20 protein-coding genes are annotated in these 20,558 nt (G+C 70.1%); 17 read left to right on the forward strand and 3 right to left on the reverse strand.

All coding sequences use genetic code 11. From position 1 onward, the window contains the following. Positions 1 to 118 precede the first annotated feature (118 nt). The 6 genes from VM780_RS11230 to VM780_RS11255 are packed head-to-tail and all read left to right on the forward strand — an operon-like array spanning position 119 to position 5,929. A complete protein-coding gene (locus tag VM780_RS11230) occupies positions 119 to 1,153 on the forward strand; it encodes a beta-ribofuranosylaminobenzene 5'-phosphate synthase family protein (protein ID WP_325447359.1) in 1,035 nt (344 codons plus the stop codon). Between the two features lie 20 nt (positions 1,154 to 1,173). Next, positions 1,174 to 2,067 carry an NAD(P)-dependent methylenetetrahydromethanopterin dehydrogenase gene (locus tag VM780_RS11235; protein ID WP_325447360.1) on the forward strand — a complete coding sequence of 298 codons (894 nt, stop codon included), beginning with the start codon at positions 1,174 to 1,176 and terminating at the stop codon, positions 2,065 to 2,067. Further along, the gene (locus VM780_RS11240) at positions 2,039 to 3,202 is read left to right on the forward strand and encodes an ATP-grasp domain-containing protein (RefSeq protein WP_325447361.1); all 1,164 of its coding nucleotides are present in this window, start codon (positions 2,039 to 2,041) and stop codon (positions 3,200 to 3,202) included. Before VM780_RS11235 ends, VM780_RS11240 begins: the two co-directional genes overlap by 29 nt. Beyond that, positions 3,199 to 4,155, forward strand: a complete 957-nt coding sequence (gene mch / locus VM780_RS11245) for a methenyltetrahydromethanopterin cyclohydrolase (protein WP_325447362.1) — start codon at positions 3,199 to 3,201, stop codon at positions 4,153 to 4,155. Before VM780_RS11240 ends, mch begins: the two co-directional genes overlap by 4 nt. Before the next feature lie 24 nt (positions 4,156 to 4,179). Further along, on the forward strand, positions 4,180 to 5,091 hold the full coding sequence (locus VM780_RS11250) for a RimK family alpha-L-glutamate ligase (protein ID WP_325447363.1): 912 nt from the start codon (positions 4,180 to 4,182) through the stop codon (positions 5,089 to 5,091). Then, on the forward strand, positions 5,081 to 5,929 hold the full coding sequence (locus VM780_RS11255; RefSeq protein WP_325447364.1) for a triphosphoribosyl-dephospho-CoA synthase: 849 nt from the start codon (positions 5,081 to 5,083) through the stop codon (positions 5,927 to 5,929). Before VM780_RS11250 ends, VM780_RS11255 begins: the two co-directional genes overlap by 11 nt. On the opposite strand, the gene VM780_RS11260 is transcribed toward VM780_RS11255, so the two are convergent. Beyond that, positions 5,868 to 6,593 (reverse strand): HisA/HisF-related TIM barrel protein, encoded by a 726-nt coding sequence (locus VM780_RS11260; protein WP_325447365.1) that lies wholly within the window; start codon positions 6,591 to 6,593, stop codon positions 5,868 to 5,870. The genes VM780_RS11255 and VM780_RS11260 overlap by 62 nt on opposite strands. A gap of 101 nt (positions 6,594 to 6,694) precedes the next feature. Between VM780_RS11260 and VM780_RS11265 the strand changes: the two genes are divergently transcribed. The 4 genes from VM780_RS11265 to folK are packed head-to-tail and all read left to right on the forward strand — an operon-like array spanning position 6,695 to position 9,626. Beyond that, entirely contained in the window at positions 6,695 to 7,645 is a 951-nt protein-coding gene (locus tag VM780_RS11265; RefSeq protein WP_325447366.1) for an ATP-grasp domain-containing protein, read from the forward strand. Further along, positions 7,642 to 8,709, forward strand: a complete 1,068-nt coding sequence (locus tag VM780_RS11270) for a hydantoinase/oxoprolinase family protein (protein WP_325447367.1) — start codon at positions 7,642 to 7,644, stop codon at positions 8,707 to 8,709. The genes VM780_RS11265 and VM780_RS11270 overlap by 4 nt, the downstream gene beginning before the upstream one ends. A 31-nt stretch (positions 8,710 to 8,740) precedes the next feature. After that, positions 8,741 to 9,118: a dihydroneopterin aldolase gene (gene folB, locus VM780_RS11275; RefSeq protein ID WP_325447368.1), complete on the forward strand. Its 378-nt coding sequence runs from the start codon at positions 8,741 to 8,743 to the stop codon at positions 9,116 to 9,118. A gap of 4 nt (positions 9,119 to 9,122) precedes the next feature. Continuing rightward, a complete protein-coding gene (gene folK, locus VM780_RS11280) occupies positions 9,123 to 9,626 on the forward strand; it encodes a 2-amino-4-hydroxy-6-hydroxymethyldihydropteridine diphosphokinase (protein WP_325447369.1) in 504 nt (167 codons plus the stop codon). On the opposite strand, the gene VM780_RS11285 is transcribed toward folK, so the two are convergent. Then, on the reverse strand, positions 9,623 to 10,006 hold the full coding sequence (locus VM780_RS11285) for a response regulator (protein WP_325447370.1): 384 nt from the start codon (positions 10,004 to 10,006) through the stop codon (positions 9,623 to 9,625). The genes folK and VM780_RS11285 overlap by 4 nt on opposite strands. A 59-nt stretch (positions 10,007 to 10,065) precedes the next feature. Continuing rightward, positions 10,066 to 11,028, reverse strand: a complete 963-nt coding sequence (locus tag VM780_RS11290; RefSeq protein WP_325447371.1) for a LysR family transcriptional regulator — start codon at positions 11,026 to 11,028, stop codon at positions 10,066 to 10,068. 144 nt (positions 11,029 to 11,172) lie between these two features. Between VM780_RS11290 and VM780_RS11295 the strand changes: the two genes are divergently transcribed. The 7 genes from VM780_RS11295 to VM780_RS11325 all read left to right on the forward strand — a co-directional run bounded on the left by VM780_RS11295 (position 11,173) and on the right by VM780_RS11325 (position 20,552). Next, positions 11,173 to 12,198: a class 1 fructose-bisphosphatase gene (locus VM780_RS11295; RefSeq protein WP_325447372.1), complete on the forward strand. Its 1,026-nt coding sequence runs from the start codon at positions 11,173 to 11,175 to the stop codon at positions 12,196 to 12,198. Between the two features lie 11 nt (positions 12,199 to 12,209). Further along, complete coding sequence (locus VM780_RS11300) at positions 12,210 to 13,085, forward strand: phosphoribulokinase (RefSeq protein ID WP_325447373.1); 876 nt, start codon at positions 12,210 to 12,212, stop codon at positions 13,083 to 13,085. Positions 13,086 to 13,163: 78 nt separating this feature from the next. After that, the gene (gene rpe, locus VM780_RS11305; RefSeq protein WP_325447374.1) at positions 13,164 to 13,844 is read left to right on the forward strand and encodes a ribulose-phosphate 3-epimerase; all 681 of its coding nucleotides are present in this window, start codon (positions 13,164 to 13,166) and stop codon (positions 13,842 to 13,844) included. Beyond that, entirely contained in the window at positions 13,844 to 14,590 is a 747-nt protein-coding gene (locus VM780_RS11310) for an HAD-IA family hydrolase (RefSeq protein WP_325447375.1), read from the forward strand. Before rpe ends, VM780_RS11310 begins: the two co-directional genes overlap by 1 nt. A gap of 142 nt (positions 14,591 to 14,732) precedes the next feature. Beyond that, complete coding sequence (locus tag VM780_RS11315) at positions 14,733 to 16,160, forward strand: efflux transporter outer membrane subunit (RefSeq protein WP_325447376.1); 1,428 nt, start codon at positions 14,733 to 14,735, stop codon at positions 16,158 to 16,160. Continuing rightward, a complete protein-coding gene (locus VM780_RS11320) occupies positions 16,157 to 17,440 on the forward strand; it encodes an efflux RND transporter periplasmic adaptor subunit (RefSeq protein ID WP_325447377.1) in 1,284 nt (427 codons plus the stop codon). The genes VM780_RS11315 and VM780_RS11320 overlap by 4 nt, the downstream gene beginning before the upstream one ends. A gap of 13 nt (positions 17,441 to 17,453) precedes the next feature. Further along, a complete protein-coding gene (locus VM780_RS11325) occupies positions 17,454 to 20,552 on the forward strand; it encodes an efflux RND transporter permease subunit (RefSeq protein ID WP_325447378.1) in 3,099 nt (1,032 codons plus the stop codon). Positions 20,553 to 20,558 lie beyond the last annotated feature (6 nt).

Below are 20,558 nucleotides of genomic sequence, written 5' to 3' on the forward strand. Positions count from 1 at the left end.
GCTTACACAGCGCCTTGAGCCGGCGCAACGCGTCGCGACGTTTCGTCCGATACCGCCTTAGGCCAAGGAGCGAGGTTGGCGAGCGCGGCCCCCGGCGCATAAGGTGCCGCCGAAACCCATGAGAGTCATTCCGCAACATCGCCAGGACGGCGACCCCCAGCGCGCCCTCCGGGCGGTGCGCGTCACCGCGCCGGGCCGGCTGCACATCGGCTTCCTAGACCTCAGCGGCTCGCTCGGCAGGCGGTTCGGCAGCCTCGGCATGACGCTGGAGCGGCCGGTGACGCGGGTTCTGATGGAAAACGCCGCCGCGCTGTCCACGAGCGGACCGGACGCAGCCCGCGCCGAAAAGGCGCTGAGATGCGCGGCCGCGGAGTTCGGCGTCGACGAGAGCGTCAAGATCACCGTCGAGGCGGCGCTCCCGGCGCATAGCGGCCTCGGCTCCGGCACCCAGCTCGCGCTTGCTGTCGGCGTCGGCGCCTGCGCCCTCAGCGGCAAGGCGATCGACCCGCGTGACGTCGCGTACGCTCTGAGTCGGGGCGCCCGCTCGAGCATTGGGCTCGGCGCCTTCCAGGGCGGGGGGATTCTGCTCGATGGCGGCAAGCCGGTCGCGGGGCCGCGCCGCCAGCCTCCGCCGCTGCTGTCACGGATCCCGATTCCCGACGCGTGGCGGATCCTCCTGATTTTCGACCAGGAGCGCGTCGGCCTCAGCGGAGGCGACGAGACCCAGGCGATGGACGGCCTGCCGCCGTTTCCGGAGGCGTTGGCCGACCGTCTCTGCCGGCTGACGATCATGGCCGCGCTGCCCGCGGCCGCGGAAGGCGACGCGATCGGCTTCGGCCGCGCGGTGGGCGAGATCCAGCGCCGGCTCGGCGACCATTTTGCGCAGTTCCAGGGCGGGCGCTTCACCAGTCCGGACGTCGCGGAGGCGCTGCGGCTCATCGAGGCCGCCGGCGTGCCGGGCGTCGGACAGAGTTCGTGGGGCCCGACGGGCTTCGCGGTGTTCGGCGAGGCCGCCGCGGCGGACGACGCGGCCCGCGATCTGAGACGGCGTTTCGCCGACCGTCCGAATCTGGTCTTCGACGTCGTCCGGGGCAACAATCACGGCGCCACGGTCGAAGTCGCGCCCGTTCCGGCGCATGGCGCCACCGTCTGAGGCCTCCACAGGAGACACGAATGTCCGACGCCGTACCGATCCTCCACATGATCACGCCGCTCAGGCACACGAGCCCGTTCGACGTGAACATGGCGGTCGACGCGGGCTTCCACGACATCGCGACCTATGTCGGGGTCGAGCTCAAGGACGTCGTGCCGCTCACCCAGGACGCGATGTTCAGCCGCGCGCCGTCGGCCGCCAAGCGGACGGTGCTGTTCATCGGCGGAAAGGACGCGAGCCTCGCGCTCGACCAGATGGCGGCCGCGGCGTCGGCGCTGTTCCCGCCATTCGAGATCTCGATCTTCGCCGATCCGGCGGGCGCCTTCACGACCGCCGCCGCGATGATCGCGCAGGTCGAGCGGCACCTGCTCGGCAAGCGCGACAAGGGTCTAGAGGGCGCCCGGGTGCAGGTCTATGGCGCGACCGGCATCATCGGCGGCATCGCGGCCGTGATCGCCGCGCAGGCGGGGGCCCATGTCACGATGGTCGGCCACATGGTCATCGAGGACGTCCAGCTCAAAGCAATCGATTTCAGGAAGCGCTTTGGCGTGACGCTCGATTGCGCGGCCGCGAGCACCGACGACGACAAGAAGAAGCTGGTCAAGGACGCCGAGGTGATCCTCACCGCCGCATCGGCAGGCGTTCAGGTCATCTCCCGTGAAGTGCTCGAAGCGGCCGGCGACCTGCTGGTGGCCGCCGACATCAACGCCGTTCCGCCGACCGGGATCGAGGGCGTCGGTTCGAACGACGACGGCGTCGCTCTGCCGCACGGCGTCGGCGTCGGCGCGCTCGTCATCGGCCAGATCAAGTATCAGGTGCAGCACCGGATGCTGAAGCGGATCCGCGAGAGCGACGTCGCGCTGCGGATCGGCTTCCTGGAGGCCTATGAACTCGCGCGCACCCTCTCGGAGTGACGCCTACGACGTCGCGCTCATAGGATTGTCGGCGCGGGCGCTCGCCCGCTCCGCGCGCCGCGCCGGGCTCAGGGCGCTCGCGCTCGACCTCTTTGCGGACGCTGACACCAGTGAGCACGCCGCGAAGGCGGTGCGAGTCGCGCCGGCGCGCCAGGGCCCCGGCCTCGACGGGCGCGCCCTCACGGCGGCTCTCGCCGCGCATGCTCCCGAGGGTCTGCCGGTCGTGCTCGGCCCCGGTTTCGAGCACGCGCCCCGCCTGATGACCCGGATCGCGGAACGCAACCCGTTGATCGGCGCGACGCCGGAGACGGTGCGTCTACTGAAAGACCCGATCCGCTTCGCCGCCTTGCTGGCGGCGGTCGGCGCGCCGCATCCAGAACTCGTGGCTGCGGCCGGCGACCAGGTCCTGTCAAAGCGTCGCGGAGGATCGGGCGGAGCCCATATCAGGGCGGCCGAGGGACTCCCGCGGCGCGGGCGATACTTCCAGCGGCGCGTCGACGGCAGATCAGTCTCCGCGCTGTTCGTCTGCGACGGGCGTGAGGCGCAGATCATTGGTTTTTCGGAGCAATGGACCGATCCGACGCCCGCCGCGCCGTTCCGGTATGGCGGGGCGGTCGGGCCGATCGCGCTCGACGCCGTTCTGGCCCGTAAGGTCGCCGCTGCGCTGAGCCGTATCGTCGCGGCGACGGGCCTTGTCGGCCTCGCCAGCGCTGATCTGCTCCTTCCCGACGACCAGCTCACCTTCTGGTTGCTGGAGATCAACCCTCGGCCAGGCGCAACGCTCGACGTCTTCGACAGAGCGCCCGCCCCTGCGCTTCTTGGGCTTCACCTCAGCGCCTGCAGGGGGCTGCCGCCTGAGCCACCCCCGCGTTTCACACGCGCGCAAGCGGCTGGCGTTCTCTACGCCGAGGCGCCGACATCCGTCGCCTCCCTCCGAAGGCCGGTCTGGACGGCGGACTGGCCCGCATGCGAGGAGATCGTCCCCGCTGGCGCGCCTGTGTGCACCGTCCTCGCCGCCGGCGCCTCGCCCTCCGCCGCCCGAGCGCTGTTCTTCGAGCGCCGAGCGGCGCTTCTCGCATCGCTCCGCGCCGCATCCCGCCCGGCGCGCGGCCAACTCACCATGGTGTTCGGATGACAGCCAAGCCAAGCGTCGGAAAACTCTCCGCCCCGCTCGTCGAGGCGCTTGTGCAGGACGCGGAGACTCTGCGGCTCGCTGTAGAGCGCACGGCGACTGGCGCGCGGATCGTCGACGCCGGGATCGCGGTGCGCGGCGGACTCGAGGCCGGGCGCCGGATCATCGAGATCTGCCTTGGCGGGCTCGGCCGCGCGACCTTCCAGGCCGACACGCGATTCAAGCGCTGGGGCCAGGCGGTGCATGTGACGACGCTTGATCCGGTCATCGCCTGCCTCGGCAGCCAATATGCCGGCTGGAGCCTGTCGGAGGGCGATTTCTTCGCCCTCGGCTCGGGCCCGGGCCGCGCGCTGGCGGCGAAGGAGACCCTCTATGAGGAGCTCGCCTACAAGGATTCAGCCGATACGGCCGCCCTGGTGCTCGAGGTCGACAAGCGCCCGCCGGACACGCTGATCGCCCAGATCGCGAAGGATTGCGGCGTCGCCGAAGACAAGCTGACGCTGATCCTGACCCCCACCTCGAGTCTCGCCGGCACGGTGCAGGTCGTCGGCCGGGTGCTGGAGGTCGCGCTCCACAAGGCGCACGCGATCCATTTCCCGCTGGAGCGGATCGTCGACGGGTTCGGCACGGCCCCGGTCGCGCCTCCCGGCGCCGACTTCATCACCGCCATGGGCCGCACCAACGACGCGGTGCTCTACGGCGGCGAGATCGCGCTCTACGTGGAAGGCCCGGAGGATGAGGCCGAGCAGCTCGCCAACGGCCTGCCCTCCTCGACCTCGCGCGACCATGGCCGCCCGTTCGGAGAGGTGTTCGCAGGCTACAACTACGATTTCTACGCGTGCGACCCCGGCCTTTTCTCGCCGGCGCTCGTCACCGTGACGGCGCTTTCCACCGGCAAGAGCTTCACCGCCGGCGCCTACGAGCCGGCGCTGGTTGAGCGCTCCTTCGGCGGATAGGCGCTGCTGGAGCCCGGCGCTGCAATGATCCTCGAAGACGCTGTCGTCATCTTCACCGAGAAGGCCGACTGGCACAGCAAGGGCCTCGCGGCGGCCATGGCGCGCGAGGGCCTTCGGCCGACGATTCTGTCGATGACGGAGTGCGGTTTCGACGTCGCGCCGGGCGGGTCCGGCCTGGCCTTCGCCGGGCTGGAGGGGCGGCTGCCGGGCGCGATCTTCGTGCGGCTGATCCCGGCCGGGACCACCGAGCAAATCACCGCCCGACTCGGCTTCCTGCACGCCGCCCGCGCGGCGGGCGTCCGGGTCGTGAACGACGCCCGCGCGATCGAGGTCTGCGTCGACAAGTCGATGACCACCTTCGTGCTGGCGCAGGCCGGATTGCCGACGCCGCGCACCGTGGCGCTGGAACGCCGCGAGGCCGCGCAGGCGGCGTTCGACAGCATGGGCGGCGATGCGGTGCTGAAGCCGCTGTTCGGCGCGCAGGGCAAGGGATTGGTTCGCCTGAACCCCGGCGACGAGTTGCCGGAGCCCGAGGCGGTCGGGGGCGTCTACTACCTGCAGGAATTCATCGCGAGCCGCGGATCGCGCGCCGCCGGCGGAGCGCATGACTGGCGCGTCTTCGTGCTCGACGGCCGCCCGATCGGCGCCATGATCCGGCGCTCCGAAGGCTGGATCACCAACATCTTTCAGGGTGCCGCTGGAGAAGCGGCGGCCGTCGACGGCGAAGCCGCCGCGCTCGCGGTGAAGGCGGCCGCGGCGGTCGGCGCCGATTACGCGGGCGTCGATCTCATCGAGGCCGAGGACGGCCGCTTCCTCATCCTCGAAGTGAACTCGATGCCAGCCTGGAAAGGCCTTTGGGAGGCCACCGGCGTCGACGTCGCCGCCGCGCTCGCGCGCGACATGGCCGGCCGTCTCGCGCGTCCCGATGCCGCCTGAGCCAGCCTGGGACATGGCCGCCGTCGCGGCCGCCTTCCGAGAGTCCTGCCGCGCCGAACTTGCGGCGCTGAAGCCCGGGAACGTCCACCATTTCCGAGAGGGCCACGGCATGACCGCGGCCACCTTCGAGCGCGCGGCGGAGGTCGCGGCGGTGCGCCTCGTCGCCGGCCGCACCGTCGGAGAACGCATTGAAGGGGCCGTGCGGGCGTCGCTCGCCGCCGTCGGCTGCAACGCCAATCTCGGCATCGTGCTGCTGTGCGCGCCGCTCACCCACGCGGCCTTCGAGCGCGCCCCGGGCGAGCCTCTGCGGCCGGCGCTCGCGCGGGTTCTGGAGCGACTCACCGTGGGGGACGCCGAAGCCGCCTACCGGGCGATCGCGGCCGCCAACCCGGGCGGACTTGGTCGCGCCGAGCAGCACGACGTCGCGGAGCCGCCCAAGATCACGCTGCGCGAGGCGATGGCGGCCGCGGCGGATCGCGACCGGATCGCGCTGCAATACGTCACCGATTTCGAGGACGTCTTCGCCGCCTCGGCCGCTTACCGGGCCCGCAGCCCAGGCCGCGAAGCTGTCGAGGACGTCTATCTGGGCTTGCTGAGCCTGTTCCCGGACAGCCACGTGGTCCGCAAGTTCGGAGCGGACATCGCCGAGAGGCTCCGCCGCGAGGCCGCCGCCTTCGCCGAAAGCCTCGATTTTCGTGAAGATCGCGAGCGGGCGCTCGATGCGTTCGACCTGCACCTCAAGGCCAAGGGCTTGAATCCGGGAACGACAGCGGATCTTACGGTCGCGGCGCTGTTCGCGGCCCGGCTCGAAGCGCCTGCTCCAGGAGCTCGCGGCTGAGCCTGCCGTCATGCAGCGCGCTGGCGACCAGCGCCCCCGACACGCCGAGATTCGCCAGCGCCGTGAGATCATCCGCGCCACGCACGCCGCCCGCGGCGTAGACACGGCGCGCGCCGGCGAGACTTAAGACGCCCTCCAAACGATCGAGGTCGGGTCCCGCGTCCGCGCCGACACGGGCCAGCGTCATGACGATCACACGGTCCGGCCAGAAGGATGAATCTTCATGCGCGTCAGTGGGTCCGATCGGTCCGCTCGCGTCATGGTCGAGCGACAGCACGCCTGCGGAGGCCTGGCACGCGCTTCTCAGCGCATCGCCATGCGAGAATGACTCGCTGCCGATGACGGATACGCCGGGCCCGATTTTGGCCCGCAGCCTGAGCGTCGCCGGATCGCTCTCGCCACGGTCGACCCAGATCTCCAGCTGCGGATGAGCGTCCGCGAGTTCGGCGATGACGGCGTCATGGCCGCCCGTCCCGCGGATCGCATCGAGATCGGCGACGTAGAGCCGGCGAAACGGCGCGAGCGCGAGCAGCGCCGCCGCGACCGCCTGAGGCCGCGAACTTTCGACGAGCGGCGAGTGGATCGGCCGGTAGGCGCCGCGGTCGCCGCGCCGGGCATGCACCACCTCCCCTCCCATCAGGTCGATGACCGGAATGACGTCCACTGGTTCGGCTCCATTCGGCAGGTGAGGCCAAGCCGCTTTTGCGCTAAGCCCTCGCGGCGGGCGCAGGGGCGGCTCGGCGAGCGATCGGCGGCGGGGGCCTGATGCGCGTCTTCATATGCGAATTCGTGACGGGCGGCGGAATGCGGCGGGACGCCCTGCCCGCCTCGCTTGCGCGCGAAGGCCTGCTGATGCGCGACGCGCTGGCGCGTGACGTGTCGGCCCTCCCCGGCGTCGAAGCCGTCGCGACTCATGACGACCGACTGCCGGCCCCGCCCGGGGCCGAGAGCGTCGCAGTCGGCGACGGACAGGATTGCTGGGCGTTGTGGGCCGAGCGCGCCGCCATTGCCGATCTTGCGTGGATCGTCGCGCCGGAGACCGGCGGACTGCTGGAGCGGCTCTGGACGCTCTGCGACGCCGCCGGCGCTCAGGTCCTGGGCCCTTCGCTCGCAGCGATCCGCATCGCCGCAAGCAAGCGCCGGACGGCCGAGCGCCTGCGCGCGCACGGGGTCCGGACGCCCTCCGTCTGGAGCCCGGACGCCGTTCCGGCAGGGGAATGCGGCCCATTCGTCAGCAAGCCTGACGACGGCGCCGGATGCGAATCCACGCGGCTCTGGGACCGGCCTCCCGCTCCCGGCGCGGCGCCTGCGGACCACATCGTGCAGCGCTACGTGTCGGGCGCCGACGTGAGTCTGACCTGCCACGGCGCCGGCGACTCCGGCCGGGTGCTCTCGGCGAACCGCCAGCATGTCGCGACTGAAGACGGCGTCTTTCGGTTGCGGGGACTGACGGTCGGCGCGCTGCCTGTGGATCGGGAGCTGAGCGCCGTGGCGCACGATGTCCGGCAGGCCCTCCCGGGGCTCGACGGCTTCTTCGGCGTCGATCTCGTGCTCGCCGCCGAGGGCCCTGTGGTGATCGAGATCAATCCGCGCGTGACCACCGCTTACGTGGGACTTCGGGAGGCGCTCGGTCTCAATCCCGCGACGCTCCTCGGCCCGCTCGGGGGAACTCCGCGGTCGGTCGAGGCCCTTCGGCCTGTCGAGATTTCGCTGTGACGAGCGGCGCGATCATTGGCCTTGACGTCGGCGGGGCGCACCTCAAGCTGGCGCGGCTCTCGGCGGCGGGGGCGTTGGAGGCGGCGCGGATCGCGCCTTGCGCGCTGTGGCGCGGTCTCGACCAGCTCGAGGACGCGCTCGTCTCGCTGGGCGGAGACATTCCGCCGGACGCGTCCTGCGCGGTCACGATGACCGGGGAGCTTGTCGATCTGTGGCCTGACCGGCGCGCCGGCGTCGCCGCCATCGTCGAAGCGCTCGGCGCGCGGCTCGGGCGGGACCGGCTGGCGTTCTACGCCGGCCCCTCGGCCTTCGTCCCGGCCGGCGACGAGGCCGCGCATTGGAGCGCGATCGCCTCCGCGAACTGGCGCGCCACGGCGGAGGCGGCGGCCGCCAGCGGAGAGGCGGGCCTGCTGATCGATGTCGGCTCGACCACGAGCGACATCATCGCGTTCGCCGGCCAGAAGGTTCTCGCCAGAGGCTCCGACGACGCCAGCCGGATGGCCGCCGACGAACTCGTTTATCTCGGCGCGGCGCGCACCCCCGTGATGGCGCTGGCGGCCCGAATGCCGTTCGGCGGCGGCTGGATCTCACCGATGGCGGAATTCTTCGCCACCACCGCCGACGTGTTCCGCCTGACCGGCGACCTGCCCGACGGCGCGGATCTTCATCCTGCGGCGGACGGCGGCGCCAAGACGGAGGAGGCGAGCGCGCGGCGGCTGCTGCGCATGGTGGGGGCCGACCTCGACGAAGAGACGGAAGGTCAGGCGCGCGCCCTCGCCGCTTGGCTCGCCGAAGCCCTGCTGCGCCGGCTCTGCGACGCCGCCGCGCTGACGCTCTCGCGGGCGGACGCGCCAGCGGCGCCGACGGTCTTCGGCGCCGGCGTCGGCCGTTTCCTGGCGCGCCGACTGGCGGACCGGCTCGGCCTCATGTATCGCGACCTCGGGCGTGAATGGTCGCTGGACGAGGCGCTCGCCGCCGCGGCGGCGGATTGCGCGCCGGCCGTCGCCGTAGCGCGGTTGCTGCCCGCCCGCCGACCGGCGTCATTCGCGCCTCATCCGGGTTGAACCGCCCGCCCCCGCTGCGAGGTCAAGAGATATGAGCGATCGGATCTTCTTGAGGGGCATTCCGGTTCACGCCCGCCATGGCGTGTTCGAGGAGGAGCGCCGGCTCGGCCAGCGCTTCGTCTTCGACGTCGACTTCTGGGTCGAGACCCAAGCCTATGCGCGCGCCGACGACGCCGGCGCGGCAGTCTCTTACGCCGACGTCTATGACGCGGTGACGCAGGCCGCCGGAGAGCCGAGCCTCAACCTGATCGAGGCGGTCGCCGAGCGCATCGCGCAGCGGCTGCTCGATAGCTTTCCGCCAATCGAACGGGTTCGTGTCGAGGTTCACAAGCCGGGCGCGCCGATCGCCGGCGTGTTCGCGGACGTCGGGGTGGAGATCTTCCGCAGCCGCGCCCCCGCCGGACGCTGACCGCATGACGGAGATTGGGCTCGGCTTCGGCAGCAATGTCGGCGACAAGGTCGCCAACCTCCACCGCGCGATGGAGCGGGTGTTCGCCACCGGCGAGATCCGGTTCCTGGCCGCCTCCTCGGTCTGGCGGACGGCGCCGTGGGGTTACGTCGACCAGGACTGGTTCGCAAACGCCTGCGCGGTCGGCGAGACCGACATGTCGCCCGAGGAAGCCCTTGGCTTCACCCAGTCTGTCGAAGAAGAGCTTGGTCGCGAAAAGACATTCCGCTGGGGACCTCGCGTGATCGACGTGGACATCCTCTATCTCGGAGACGCGAAAGTCGCCTCAGAGCGGCTGCTCATTCCGCACAAAGAGATGTTCAATCGCGCCTTCGTGCTGGCGCCGCTCGCCGAGATCAGGCCTGAGCTGGTGCTGGACGGCAGATCGATCCGCGAGGCGGCGAACGCCGCCGGCTCCGGCGGCCTGTCGCGGCTCGCCCCCCCGTGGCGGCCCCACCCCGTCGACTAGCCGGGCTCGTCCTCGTGGCGGCGCAAACCGGACCGGTCGCCCGAGCAAGCCTCGTCGATCGCCCGCGCAATCTCGAAATGAGAGAACGGCTTCGAGATGAAGGCGATATGCGTCAGATCGTCCGGCGTATCGGCGCGCGACGAGCCGGAAACGAAAATGACCGCGGCGCCGTGCTGGTGAAGATCGGAAGCCAACGCGTAGGTCTTGCCGTCGGTGACGTCGATGTCGAGGAAGGCGAGGTCGACGGCCCCTTGGGCCGCTTGCCGTCCCTCACGGATCGTGACGGCGACGGTTATGCTGGCGTCGGGTAGTCGGGCTTGAACGATCGCCTCCATCTCGAGGGCAACAATCGCCTCATCCTCGAGAATAAGCACTCGCATCGCACGCTACGCTCCTGCCGCCAGGGCGGCTGCGTCGCGCGATATGCGCTCGACGCCTCTCAAGACGTTGAGATGACGGGGATGGTTCCGCCGGTCGAAGAAATCTGCGGCAGGAACTCGGCGCCGCGTTCGCTGAGAAAGGCGGCCATGGCGGCCGCGGGCGGCGTCAGCCGTCGTCCGGCGCGCCGCACGACGTGCCACCGGCGCAGGATCGGCAGCCCGGTCACGTCGAGCCGGACCAGCCGCCCGTCGGCGATCTCCGCCGCGACCGTGTGCGCCGAGATGAAGGCGAGCCCCAGCCCTGCGATCACGGCCTGCTTGATCGTCTCGTTCGATCCGATCTCCATGCCGATTTTCGGCGCCACGCCCTTCTGCTCGAACAGGCGCTCCATGAGCAGTCGGGTGCCGGAGCCGCGCTCGCGCATCAGGAACGTCTGGCCGCTGAGTTCGGCAGGATCTATGTCGCGGCGCGAGGCGAGTTCATGATCGGGAGCGGCGATGACGATCTGCGGATGTTCGCCGATGATCGCCGCCACATTGTCGAGGTCGTCCGGCGGTCGGCCCATGATGGCGACGTCCACCTGGTCGGAGCGCAGCAAGCCGATGACTTCTGCGCGGTTGCCGACGGACAGGCTGAGATCGACGCTCGGATGAGCGCGCGCGAAGGCGCCGAGCGCCATGGGCGCGAAATATTTCGCGGTCGAGACGATCGCGACCGCGACCCGCCCGCCCTCCAGCCCCTTCATGGCCTCCAGCGCGCCGACGCATTCGCGCAGCGCGGTTTCGACCCGGGCGGCGGCCTCGACCAGTTCGCGGCCCGCGTCGGTCGGGCGGAATCGCTCGCCCGTGCGGTCGATCAGCGGCAGGCCGACCGCCGCCTCCAGCAGTTGAACCTGCATGGTGACGGCCGGAGGCGTGACGTTCAGCCGCCGCGCAGCCGCGCTCACAGCGCCGGTTTCGGCCACAGCCGAGAGCGCGCGCAACTGCTTCAATGTGAGCGAACGGACAAGGTCTTCAGACATGCTGAAATTGGCGTTTAGTTTATGTGGCTTTTCTGATCAACGTCGTTAGGACGATCTATCGCCCCGAAGCCTGCGCGGGCGACGGCTCGCCCGCGCCTGACGAACGAAGCGAATGACGCGTTTTTTACGCGTGAGGAGACCTCCGTGGCCGAGCATATGACCCTCGACGCCTTTCTCCAGCAGTGGAGCGCCGGCGACGCGACCCGCGGCGCGACGGCCGCTACGGTTCTGGCCGTATGCGAGGCCGGCCGCGCGATCGCGGCGCTCGTGGCGCGCGGCGCGCTCGAGGAGGCGATGGGATCGGCGGTGGGCGAGAACGCCGGCGGCGACACCCAAAAAGCGCTCGACGTCCGGACGCATGATATTCTCATCGAGGCTCTGCGGCGGGCGCCGGTCTCGCGAGTGGGCTCCGAAGAGGCGGAGGATGAGATCGTCCTCGACGCAGCGGCGCCTGTGGCGGTTGCGACGGATCCCCTGGACGGCTCCTCGAACATCGAGACCAATGTCTCGATCGGCACTCTCTTCGGCGTGCTGCCGGAGGCCGGCGACGCGACCTTCCTGCAGCCGGGCTCCCGTCAACTCGCGGCTGGCTTCCTGGTGTATGGCCCCGCGACCGCGCTGGTGCTGACGGTCGGGACCGGAACCCACATCTTCATGATGGACGGCGTCGGCGGGCCCTTCGTGCGGACCCATGCGGACGTGCAGATCCCCAAGGCCACCAAGGAATACGCGATCAACGCATCCAATCAGCGGCACTGGGCCGACCCCATGCGGACCTATATCGCGGATTGCCTGGCCGGCGACTCCGGTCCCCGCGAAAAGAACTTCAACATGCGCTGGGTGGGATCCCTCGTCGCCGACGTGTTCCGCATCCTGGTGCGCGGCGGCGTCTATCTGTATCCCGGCGACGCGCGCGAGGGGTACGGCTCCGGCCGGCTGCGGCTCGTCTATGAGTGCAACCCGATCGCAATGGTGTGCGAGCAGGCGGGCGGCGCGGCGACGGACGGCAAGACGCGCATTCTCGACATCGCCCCCGCCAAGCTGCACGCGCGCTCGCCGCTGATCGCCGGCTCGGCCGAGGAGGTCGAACGCATCGGCCGGTATTACGACGAGGGGGCTCGGCAGGAGTCGTCGCCGCTCTTCACCAAGCGCGGACTGTTCCTCGCCTGACCTGGCCCGGCATGTCGATCCGTCATCCGATCATCTCCGTCACCGGCTCGTCCGGCTCGGGCACCACATCGGTGCGCGACACGTTCGAGCAGATCTTCCGCCGCGAGCACATCGTGGCGGCCTTCGTCGACGGCGACGCGTTCCATCGCTACGACCGCGACGGCATGCGCCAGAAGGCGATGGAGGAAGAGGCGCGGGGCAACCATCACTTCAGCCATTTCGGCCATGACGCGAACATGCTCGAGGAGCTCGAGGCGGTGTTCGCGTCCTACGGCTCCAGCGGCGGCGGGCGCACGCGGCGCTACGTCCACGACCTCGAGACCGCGCAGCGACTCGGGCTGCCGATGGGCACGTTCACCGAGTGGACCGATCTGCCGCAGCCGACGGATCTGATGTTCTATGAGGGGCTGCACGGCGCGACGGTCGGCGACGGCGTCGACATCGCGCGCTACGCCGACCTCAAGATCGGAGTCGTCCCGGTCATCAATCTCGAGTGGATCCAGAAGATCCACCGCGACCGCAACGACCGCGGCTATTCGACCGAGGACGTCACCCAGACGATCCTGCGCCGGATGCCGGACTATGTGCGCTACATCTGCCCGCAGTTCACCCGCACCGACATCAACTTCCAGCGCATTCCGACGGTCGACACCTCGAACCCCTTCATCGCCCGATGGATCCCCACGGCGGACGAGTCGATGGTGGTGATCCGCTTCCGCAATCCGCGCGGGATCGATTTCCCTTATCTGCTCTCGATGATCCCCCAGAGCTTCATGTCCCGCGCGAACTCGATCGTGATCCCCGGCGGCAAGCTCGACCTCGCGATGCAGCTGATCCTCACGCCGATGATCATGCAGCTCGTCGAGAGAAAACGGCGCGCCGGCTGAGCCCCGGGGCGTCGCCTCTGTACGGGCGGAGGCATTGGGTTTAACAGCGTGCCGCACTGCAGCAACCGGTGAGCCGCCATGTCCGTGACCATCGCGCCCTCCATCCTCTCCGCAGATTTCTCGCGCCTCGGCGAAGAGACGCGCGACGTGGTCGCGGCCGGCGCCGACTGGGTGCATCTCGACGTGATGGACGGCCACTTCGTGCCGAACATCACGTTCGGGCCCGAGGTGGTGAAGCGGCTCCGGCGCTGGACCAACGCGCTGTTCGACTGCCACCTGATGATCGCGCCCGCCGACCCATATCTTGAGGCCTTCGCCAAGGCTGGCTGCGACCGGCTGACGGTGCACGCGGAGGCCGGCCCGCATCTCGACCGCTCGCTGCAGTTCATCCGCTCGCTCGGCAAGAAGGCGGGGGTAGCCCTCAACCCGTCGACGCCGGAAAGCGCCGTCGAATACGTGCTCGACAAGATCGACCTCGTGATCGTGATGACCGTCAATCCCGGCTTCGGCGGCCAGGCGTTCATCCCCGAGCAGATCGAGAAGGTGCGCAGGCTGCGCCGGATGATCGGCGCGCGGCCCATCTCGATCGAGATCGACGGCGGCGTCACGCCGGAGACCGCGCCGCTCTGCGCGGCGGCGGGCGCCGACGTCTTCGTGGCGGGCAACGCCGTCTTCAAGGACGGCCCGGACGGCTACCGAAGCAACATCGCGGCGATCCGGGCCGCGGCCGAGGCGGCGCTCGCGAACCGGGCCGCCTGATGCCGCTCGAGGCGCTGATCTTCGACGTCGACGGCACCCTCGCCGAGACCGAAGAGACGCACCGCGAGGCGCTTAACGCCACCTTCGCCGACTTCGGCCTGCCTTGGAGCTGGGACCAGCCGACCTACCGGCGCCTCCTGCGCGTCATGGGCGGCAAGGAGCGGCTGCGCCATTTCATCGAACACGACCGGCCGCAGAAGGGCGGCGAAGCGCTGGCGGCGCTGCCCGAGCTCCACGCCGCCAAGAACGAGCGCTACGCGGCCCTTGTGGCCGGCGGCGGCGTGCGGCTTCGTCCCGGGGTGGAGCGGCTCATCCGGGAGGCCCGCGCCGAGGGGCTGAGGCTCGCGATCGCCACGACCACGAGCCTCGCCAATGTGGAGGCCCTTCTGGCCGCGACGCTCGGGCCCGATGGACGCGGCATGTTCGAGGCCGTGGCCACTGGCGACGCGGTCGCGAGCAAGAAGCCCGCGCCCGACGTCTTCGAACTCGCCGTCCGGCTGCTGCGCGTCGATCAATCCCACGCGATCGCCTTCGAGGACACCGTCTACGGGCTGCGCGCCGCGACCGCCGCAGGCCTGAAAAGCGTCGTGACTCCAAGCTTCTACACCGACGACCAGGATTTTTCCGGCGCGGCGGCGGTGTTCGACACGTTGGGCGATCCCGGCCGTCCCGCCCGCCACATCAGCGGCGCAGGCGCCGGCGAGACCATGGTCACGGTGCCTTTCCTGCGCACCCTCGCGCCTTGATCTGGTTCGGGTCGCGAAGGGACCCGGCTCCGGCTGCGTACAAGGCAGGAAAGTCGCCCCGCAATGTCGCTTCCCGGCAACGGCGCAGGGAGGTCGGCCATGTCACTTTCAGCGACTGCGCGTACAGGACGAGGCGAAGAGTTTGCGGGGGCTAAGGGTTGCATCGCGGATCGCGGCCGTCCTGGCCGCGGCGCTTGGCGTCAGCGCCTGCGCCAACGGCTGGGCGCGGCCGCCGCTCGGCGTCGGGTCGCCGAGCCGATGGGAGGATACGCGCGCCGACAGGCCGGTATGGCCGCAAAGGGACTGGTGGCGCGCTTTCGGGTCCAGCGAGCTGTCGACGCTCGTCGCCGAGGCCGAGCGCTCCAATCAGGACATCGGCGCCGCCAAGGCGCGGATCGAACAGGCTGACGCGCAGGTGCGGATCAACGGCGCTGCGCTCATTCCGCTGATCCAGGGCTCCGGCGAGGCGAGCGCGCAGAAATCGCCCGGAACGCCGGTCGTGGGCGGGTTCCAGTCGGCGCTCTCGGCGAGCTACGAGCTCGACTTCTGGGGCAAGAACCGCGCGACGCTGCGTTCCGCCCAGGCCTCGGCGCTGTCCGCCCGCTACGCGGAGGAAGTCGTCGCCCTGAGCGTGGTGGCGAGCGTGGCCAACACCTATTTCGCCCTGATGTCCGCGCAGGAGCGGCTCGCCATCGCGCACAGCAACGTCAAGAGCGCGCAGACCATTCTCGATGCGATCCAGGGACGCCTCGACGTCGGGACGGCGAACGCCCTCGACCGCGCGCAGCAGCGCGCCGTGCTCGACCAGCAGCGCGCCACGATTCCGCCGATCGAGCAGGAGATCCGCACCAACCAGACTGCGCTCGCGCTGCTGCTCGGCCGCCCCCCGATCCTGCTGCCGGTCAAGGGCGGCCGCCTCGCCAGCCTGAAATCGCCGCGCGTCGCGCCGGGGCTTCCGTCCGAGCTCCTGTTGCGCCGTCCGGACGTGCGGGAGGCCGAGGCCAATCTCGCGGCGACCGACGCCAACGTGACGGCCGCGCGAGCGGCCTTCCTGCCGTCGATCGACCTGACGGCGCAGGGCGGCTTCGAGAGCGCCGCGCTTCGCAGCCTGTTCAGTTCGCAGTCCGCATTCTACTCGCTCGCCGCAGGGCTCACCCAGCCGATCCTCGACCCGACGCTGCCGGGCGACCTCGACCTCGCCAAGGGCCAGTATCGCGAGAACCTCTACGCCTACCGGAAGGCGGCGATCCAATCCTTCGTCGACGTGGAGAACGCGCTGATCACGGTGCGGAAGTCGGCGGAGCAGCAGCGCCTGCAGGAGGCCGCCGTCAAGAGCGCGCGGGAGGCCTATGACATCGCTCAGGTGCAGATGCGGGAAGGCACGATCGACATCGTGACGGTGCTGAACACCCAGCAGACGCTGTTCTCGACCCAGCAGAACCTCGCCGAGGCGCGGCTCGCGCGCTACCAGGCGATCGTCCAGATGTTCCAGGCGTTCGGCGGCGGCTGGGCGGCGTCCGGACAGCGCCCAGGGGGCGCGCCGTTGCCCGAAGCGGCGCTGATGAAATGAAGCGCCTGATCGTCCTTCTCCTTGTGGTCGCCGCCGGCGTCGCGGCGTGGCGGTTCTGGCCGCCGCCATTCTGGCCTTCCGCGCTGCAGTCAGCCTCGGACGAGGGCGGCCCGTCGCAGCGCCAGCAGTCGCGTCGGGCGGGGCGCAGAGGCGGCTTCTCGGATCAACCGGTTCCCGTCGTCGCCTCCGAGGCCAAGCGGCAGGACGTGCCGGTCTTCCTGGAGGGGGTCGGAACGTTTCAGGCGCTCAACACCGTGACCGTGCGGCCGCAGGTCGAAGGCACGCTGGTGGAGGTCGCCTTCCGCGAAGGACAGGACGTGAAGGCGGGCGACGTGCTGGCGCGCATCGACCCCGCAACCTATCAGGCGCAGTACGATCAGGCCGTCGCCCAGAAGGCGCAGTATGAGGCGCAGCTCGCCAATGCGCGCACCGATCTCGAGCGCTACCAGAGGCTCGCCAAGAACGATTACGGCTCGCAGCAGCAGGCCGCGACGCAGAAGGCGACTGTCGGACAGCTGGAGGCGCAGGTCCGCTATTACGGGGCGTTGATCGACCAGGCCAAGACGACGCTCGACCGCACTATCGTTCGTGCGCCGATCACCGGACGCACCGGCGTACGCGGCGTCGATCAGGGAAACTACGTGACGGTCGGCGACACGACCGGCATCGTGACGATCACGCAGATTCAGCCGATCGCCGCCCTGTTCACGCTGCCGCAGCAGAACATTGCGGCGGTCACCAAGGCGATGACGCGCGGGCCGGTGACGGTCGAGGCCCTGGGGGCGGACGGCGAGACCGCGCTCGACCGCGGAAAGCTCGACGTCATCGACAACCAGGTCGACCAGACGACCGGCACCGTGAAGCTCAAGGCGACGTTCCCGAACGCCGAGCTCTCCCTCTGGCCGGGTCAGTTCACCAATGTCCGAGTGGCGGTGGACATGCTGAAAGACGTCGTCACCGCGCCGGGCGCAGCCGTACAGCAGGGGCCGGACGGCCCCTTCGTCTACGTGGTCAAGGACGACTCGACCGTGGCTCAGCGCGCCGTCGGGATCACGCGGCAGGACGCCGAACTCGCCGTGATCGGCTCGGGGCTCGAAGCCGGCGACAAGATCGTCACGACTGGCTTCACGCGGCTCAGGGACGGTCAGAAGGTCGAGGTCGGTTCGCCCGGCGGCGCCGAGCCTGGCGATGCCCCGTCAACGGACGCCAGGCCTGCAGGCAGGCGCCGGGGCGAAGCGCCCGACCGCCGCGCCGAGGGCGACGCTGCGCCCGAGAAGTGACGGGGCGCGCGCAATGAGCATATCAGCGCCCTTCATCGCGCGACCCGTCGCGACGACGCTGCTCGCCTTCGCGGCGCTTCTGGCGGGCGTGCTCGGCTATCTGCAGCTGCCGGTTTCGTCGCTGCCGCAGGTCGACTTCCCGACGATCCAGGTGACCACCCGGCTGCCGGGCGCAAACCCGCAGACGATGGCTTCGCTCGTCACGGCGCCGCTGGAACGGCAGCTTGGGCAGATCCCGTCGCTCGACGCCATGACCTCGACGAGTTCCTTCGGGCTCAGCCGCATCACGCTGCGGTTCGATCTCGACCGCGACGTCGACGGCGCGGCGCAGGACGTGCAGGCGGCGATCAACGCCGCCAACTCCACGCTGCCGAACAACCTGCCCTACCCGCCGGTATTCTCGAAGGTGAACCCCGCGAACACGCCGGTCCTGACGGTCGCGCTGACGTCCGACACGGTCCCGATCCGCGACGTCTCGGACCTTGCCGACACGCTGGTCGCGCAGCGGCTTGCTGAGGTCGCCGGCGTCGGGCGGGTGAGCGTCGGCGGCGGCGTGAAGCCCGCCGTCCGCGTTCAGGCCGACGTGCGCCGGCTTGCGGCCTACGGGCTGAGCCTCGAGACGCTGCGGACCGCGATCGCCGGCGCGAGCGTCGCCGGACCCAAGGGCTCGATCGACGGCCAGCGGCAGTCGTTCACGATCTCGGCCAACGACCAGATCGGAACCGCGCAGGCCTACTCCGACGTCGTGATCGCGACCAGCAACGGCGTTCCCGTGAAGCTGCGCGACGTCGCCGACGTGGTCGACGGGCTCGAGGACAATCAGGTCGCGGCGAGCTTCCAGGGCAGGCCGGCAATCGTCATCGACGTGCTTCGCCAGCCGGGCGCCAACACGGTCGCGACCGTCGAGGCGCTCCGCCGGCAGCTGCCGGAGATCCAGCGCGCCATGCCGGCCGGCGTGCGGCTGGCGGTGGTCGACGACCGCACCGACACGATCAAGGCCTCGCTGCACGAGGTGCAGTTCACGCTCGCGCTTTCCGTCGGGCTCGTAGTGCTGGTCGTCCTACTGTTTCTGCGCACCTTCCGCGCGACCCTGATCGCCGGCGTGGCTCTGCCGCTGTCGCTGATCGCGACCTTCGCGGTGATGTGGGCCTTCGGCTACAGCGTCGACAACCTGTCGCTGATGGCGCTCGTCGTCGGCGCGGGCTTCATCGTCGACGACGCAATCGTCATGATCGAGAACGTCTCGCGACACATCGAGGAGGGCGCGCCGCCCCTCAAGGCGGCGTATGACGGCGCGCGCGAGATCGGCTTCACGATCGTCTCGCTCACCGCCTCGTTGGTCGCGGTGTTCATCCCGCTGCTGTTCATGAGCGGCCTCATCGGGCGCGTGTTCCGCGAGTTTGCCGCGACGCTGACGATCGCCGTCATCGTCTCGATGGTGATCTCGCTCACCCTGACGCCGATGATGTGCGGCCAGCTGCTGCGCGCTCCCAAAGCCTCGAAGTCGCGGCTGGGCGCCGCGGCGGAGCGGGCGACGACCCGCTTCATCGAGGGCTACCGGCGCTCGCTGCGCGTGGTCATCCGGCATCAGGCGCTGATGCTGCTGCTGACGCTGGCGACCCTCGCCGCCACCGCCTGGCTCTACGTCGCCGCGCCCAAAGGCTTCCTGCCTGAGGAGGATTCAGGCCTGATCACCGCCACCATGGAAGCGGAGCAGGACGTCTCCTTCGGCGAGCTGCAGCGGCGGGACGCGAGCCTCGTGTCGCTCATCCGGAAGGACCCGGCCGTCCAGAACGTGGTCTCGGTGCTCGGCGTCAGCGATCAGACCACGACGCCGAACGCGGGACGGCTTTCGATCGTGCTGAAGCCTCATGCCGAGCGCGGTGATTCAGCCCCCGAGGTCATCGCGCGGCTGGAGCGCTCGGCCGCCACGATCCCGGGCCTCTCGGTGGTCTTCCAGTCGGCGCAGGACCTGCAGATCTCGACCCGCGCCTCGCGCGCCCGCTACCAGTACACGCTCACCGATTCCGACGCCGCCGAGCTCGCCCGCTCGGCCGCTCATCTGGTCGAGCGACTTCAGGCCTCGCCCGCTTTGCGCAATGTCGGCTCCGACGCTCGGCCGGGCGGACTGCAGGCGCGCGTGACGGTCGACCGCACCACCGCCGGCCGGCTCGGCGTCACCATGCAATCGATCGCCGACGCGCTCTACGACGCCTATGGGCAGCGGCAGATCTCGACGATCTACGGTCAGGCCAACCAATACCGCGTGGTCCTCGAAGCCGCGCCCGACCAGGCCAAGGATCCCGCATCGCTGAAGAGCCTCTACGTGTCATCGTCCGGCGGGCAGCCCGTGCCGCTCTCGGCCGTGGCGGACATCGCGATCGAGCCGGCGGCCCTGGTCGTCACCAATGAGGAACAGTTTCCGGCGGTCACGATCTCCTTCGACCTCGCCGGAGAATCGTCGCTCAGCGACGCCGTCGAGGTGATCAGGCAGGCGGAGGCGGACATCGCGCTGCCGGCGACGGCGGTCGGGAGCTTCTCGGGCGACGCGGCCGAATTCGCACAGTCGCTCGCGGGCCAGCCCTGGCTGGTGCTCGCGGCGGTCGTCGCGATCTACATCGTCCTCGGCGTGCTCTACGAGAGCTTCATCCATCCGCTCACGATCCTCTCCACCCTGCCCTCCGCGGGCGTCGGCGCGCTGATCGCGCTGGAGCTGTTCGGGCTGGAGCTGTCGATCGTCGCCCTGATCGGCGTCATCCTGCTGATGGGCATCGTGAAGAAGAACGCGATCATGATGATCGACTTCGCGCTCGACGCCGAGCGGGAGCGCGGGCTCTCGCCGGAGGAGTCGATCGTGGAAGCGGCCGCGCTGCGGTTCCGCCCGATCATGATGACGACGCTCGCCGCCCTGCTGGGGGCGCTTCCGCTGGCGCTCGCCACCGGTCCCGGGGCCGAGCTCAGGACGCCGCTCGGCGTGACCATCATCGGCGGCCTGCTGCTGAGCCAACTCCTGACGCTCTACACGACGCCGGTCGTCTATCTGGCGATGGAGCGGGTCCGCCTCGCCTTCGTCGGGCGGCCGGCGCAGCATCGCGTGGAGCCGGCGGAGTGAACCGCG

This window comes from Hansschlegelia sp., from assembly GCF_035538955.1.
Taxonomy (GTDB): domain Bacteria; phylum Pseudomonadota; class Alphaproteobacteria; order Rhizobiales; family Methylopilaceae; genus Methylopila.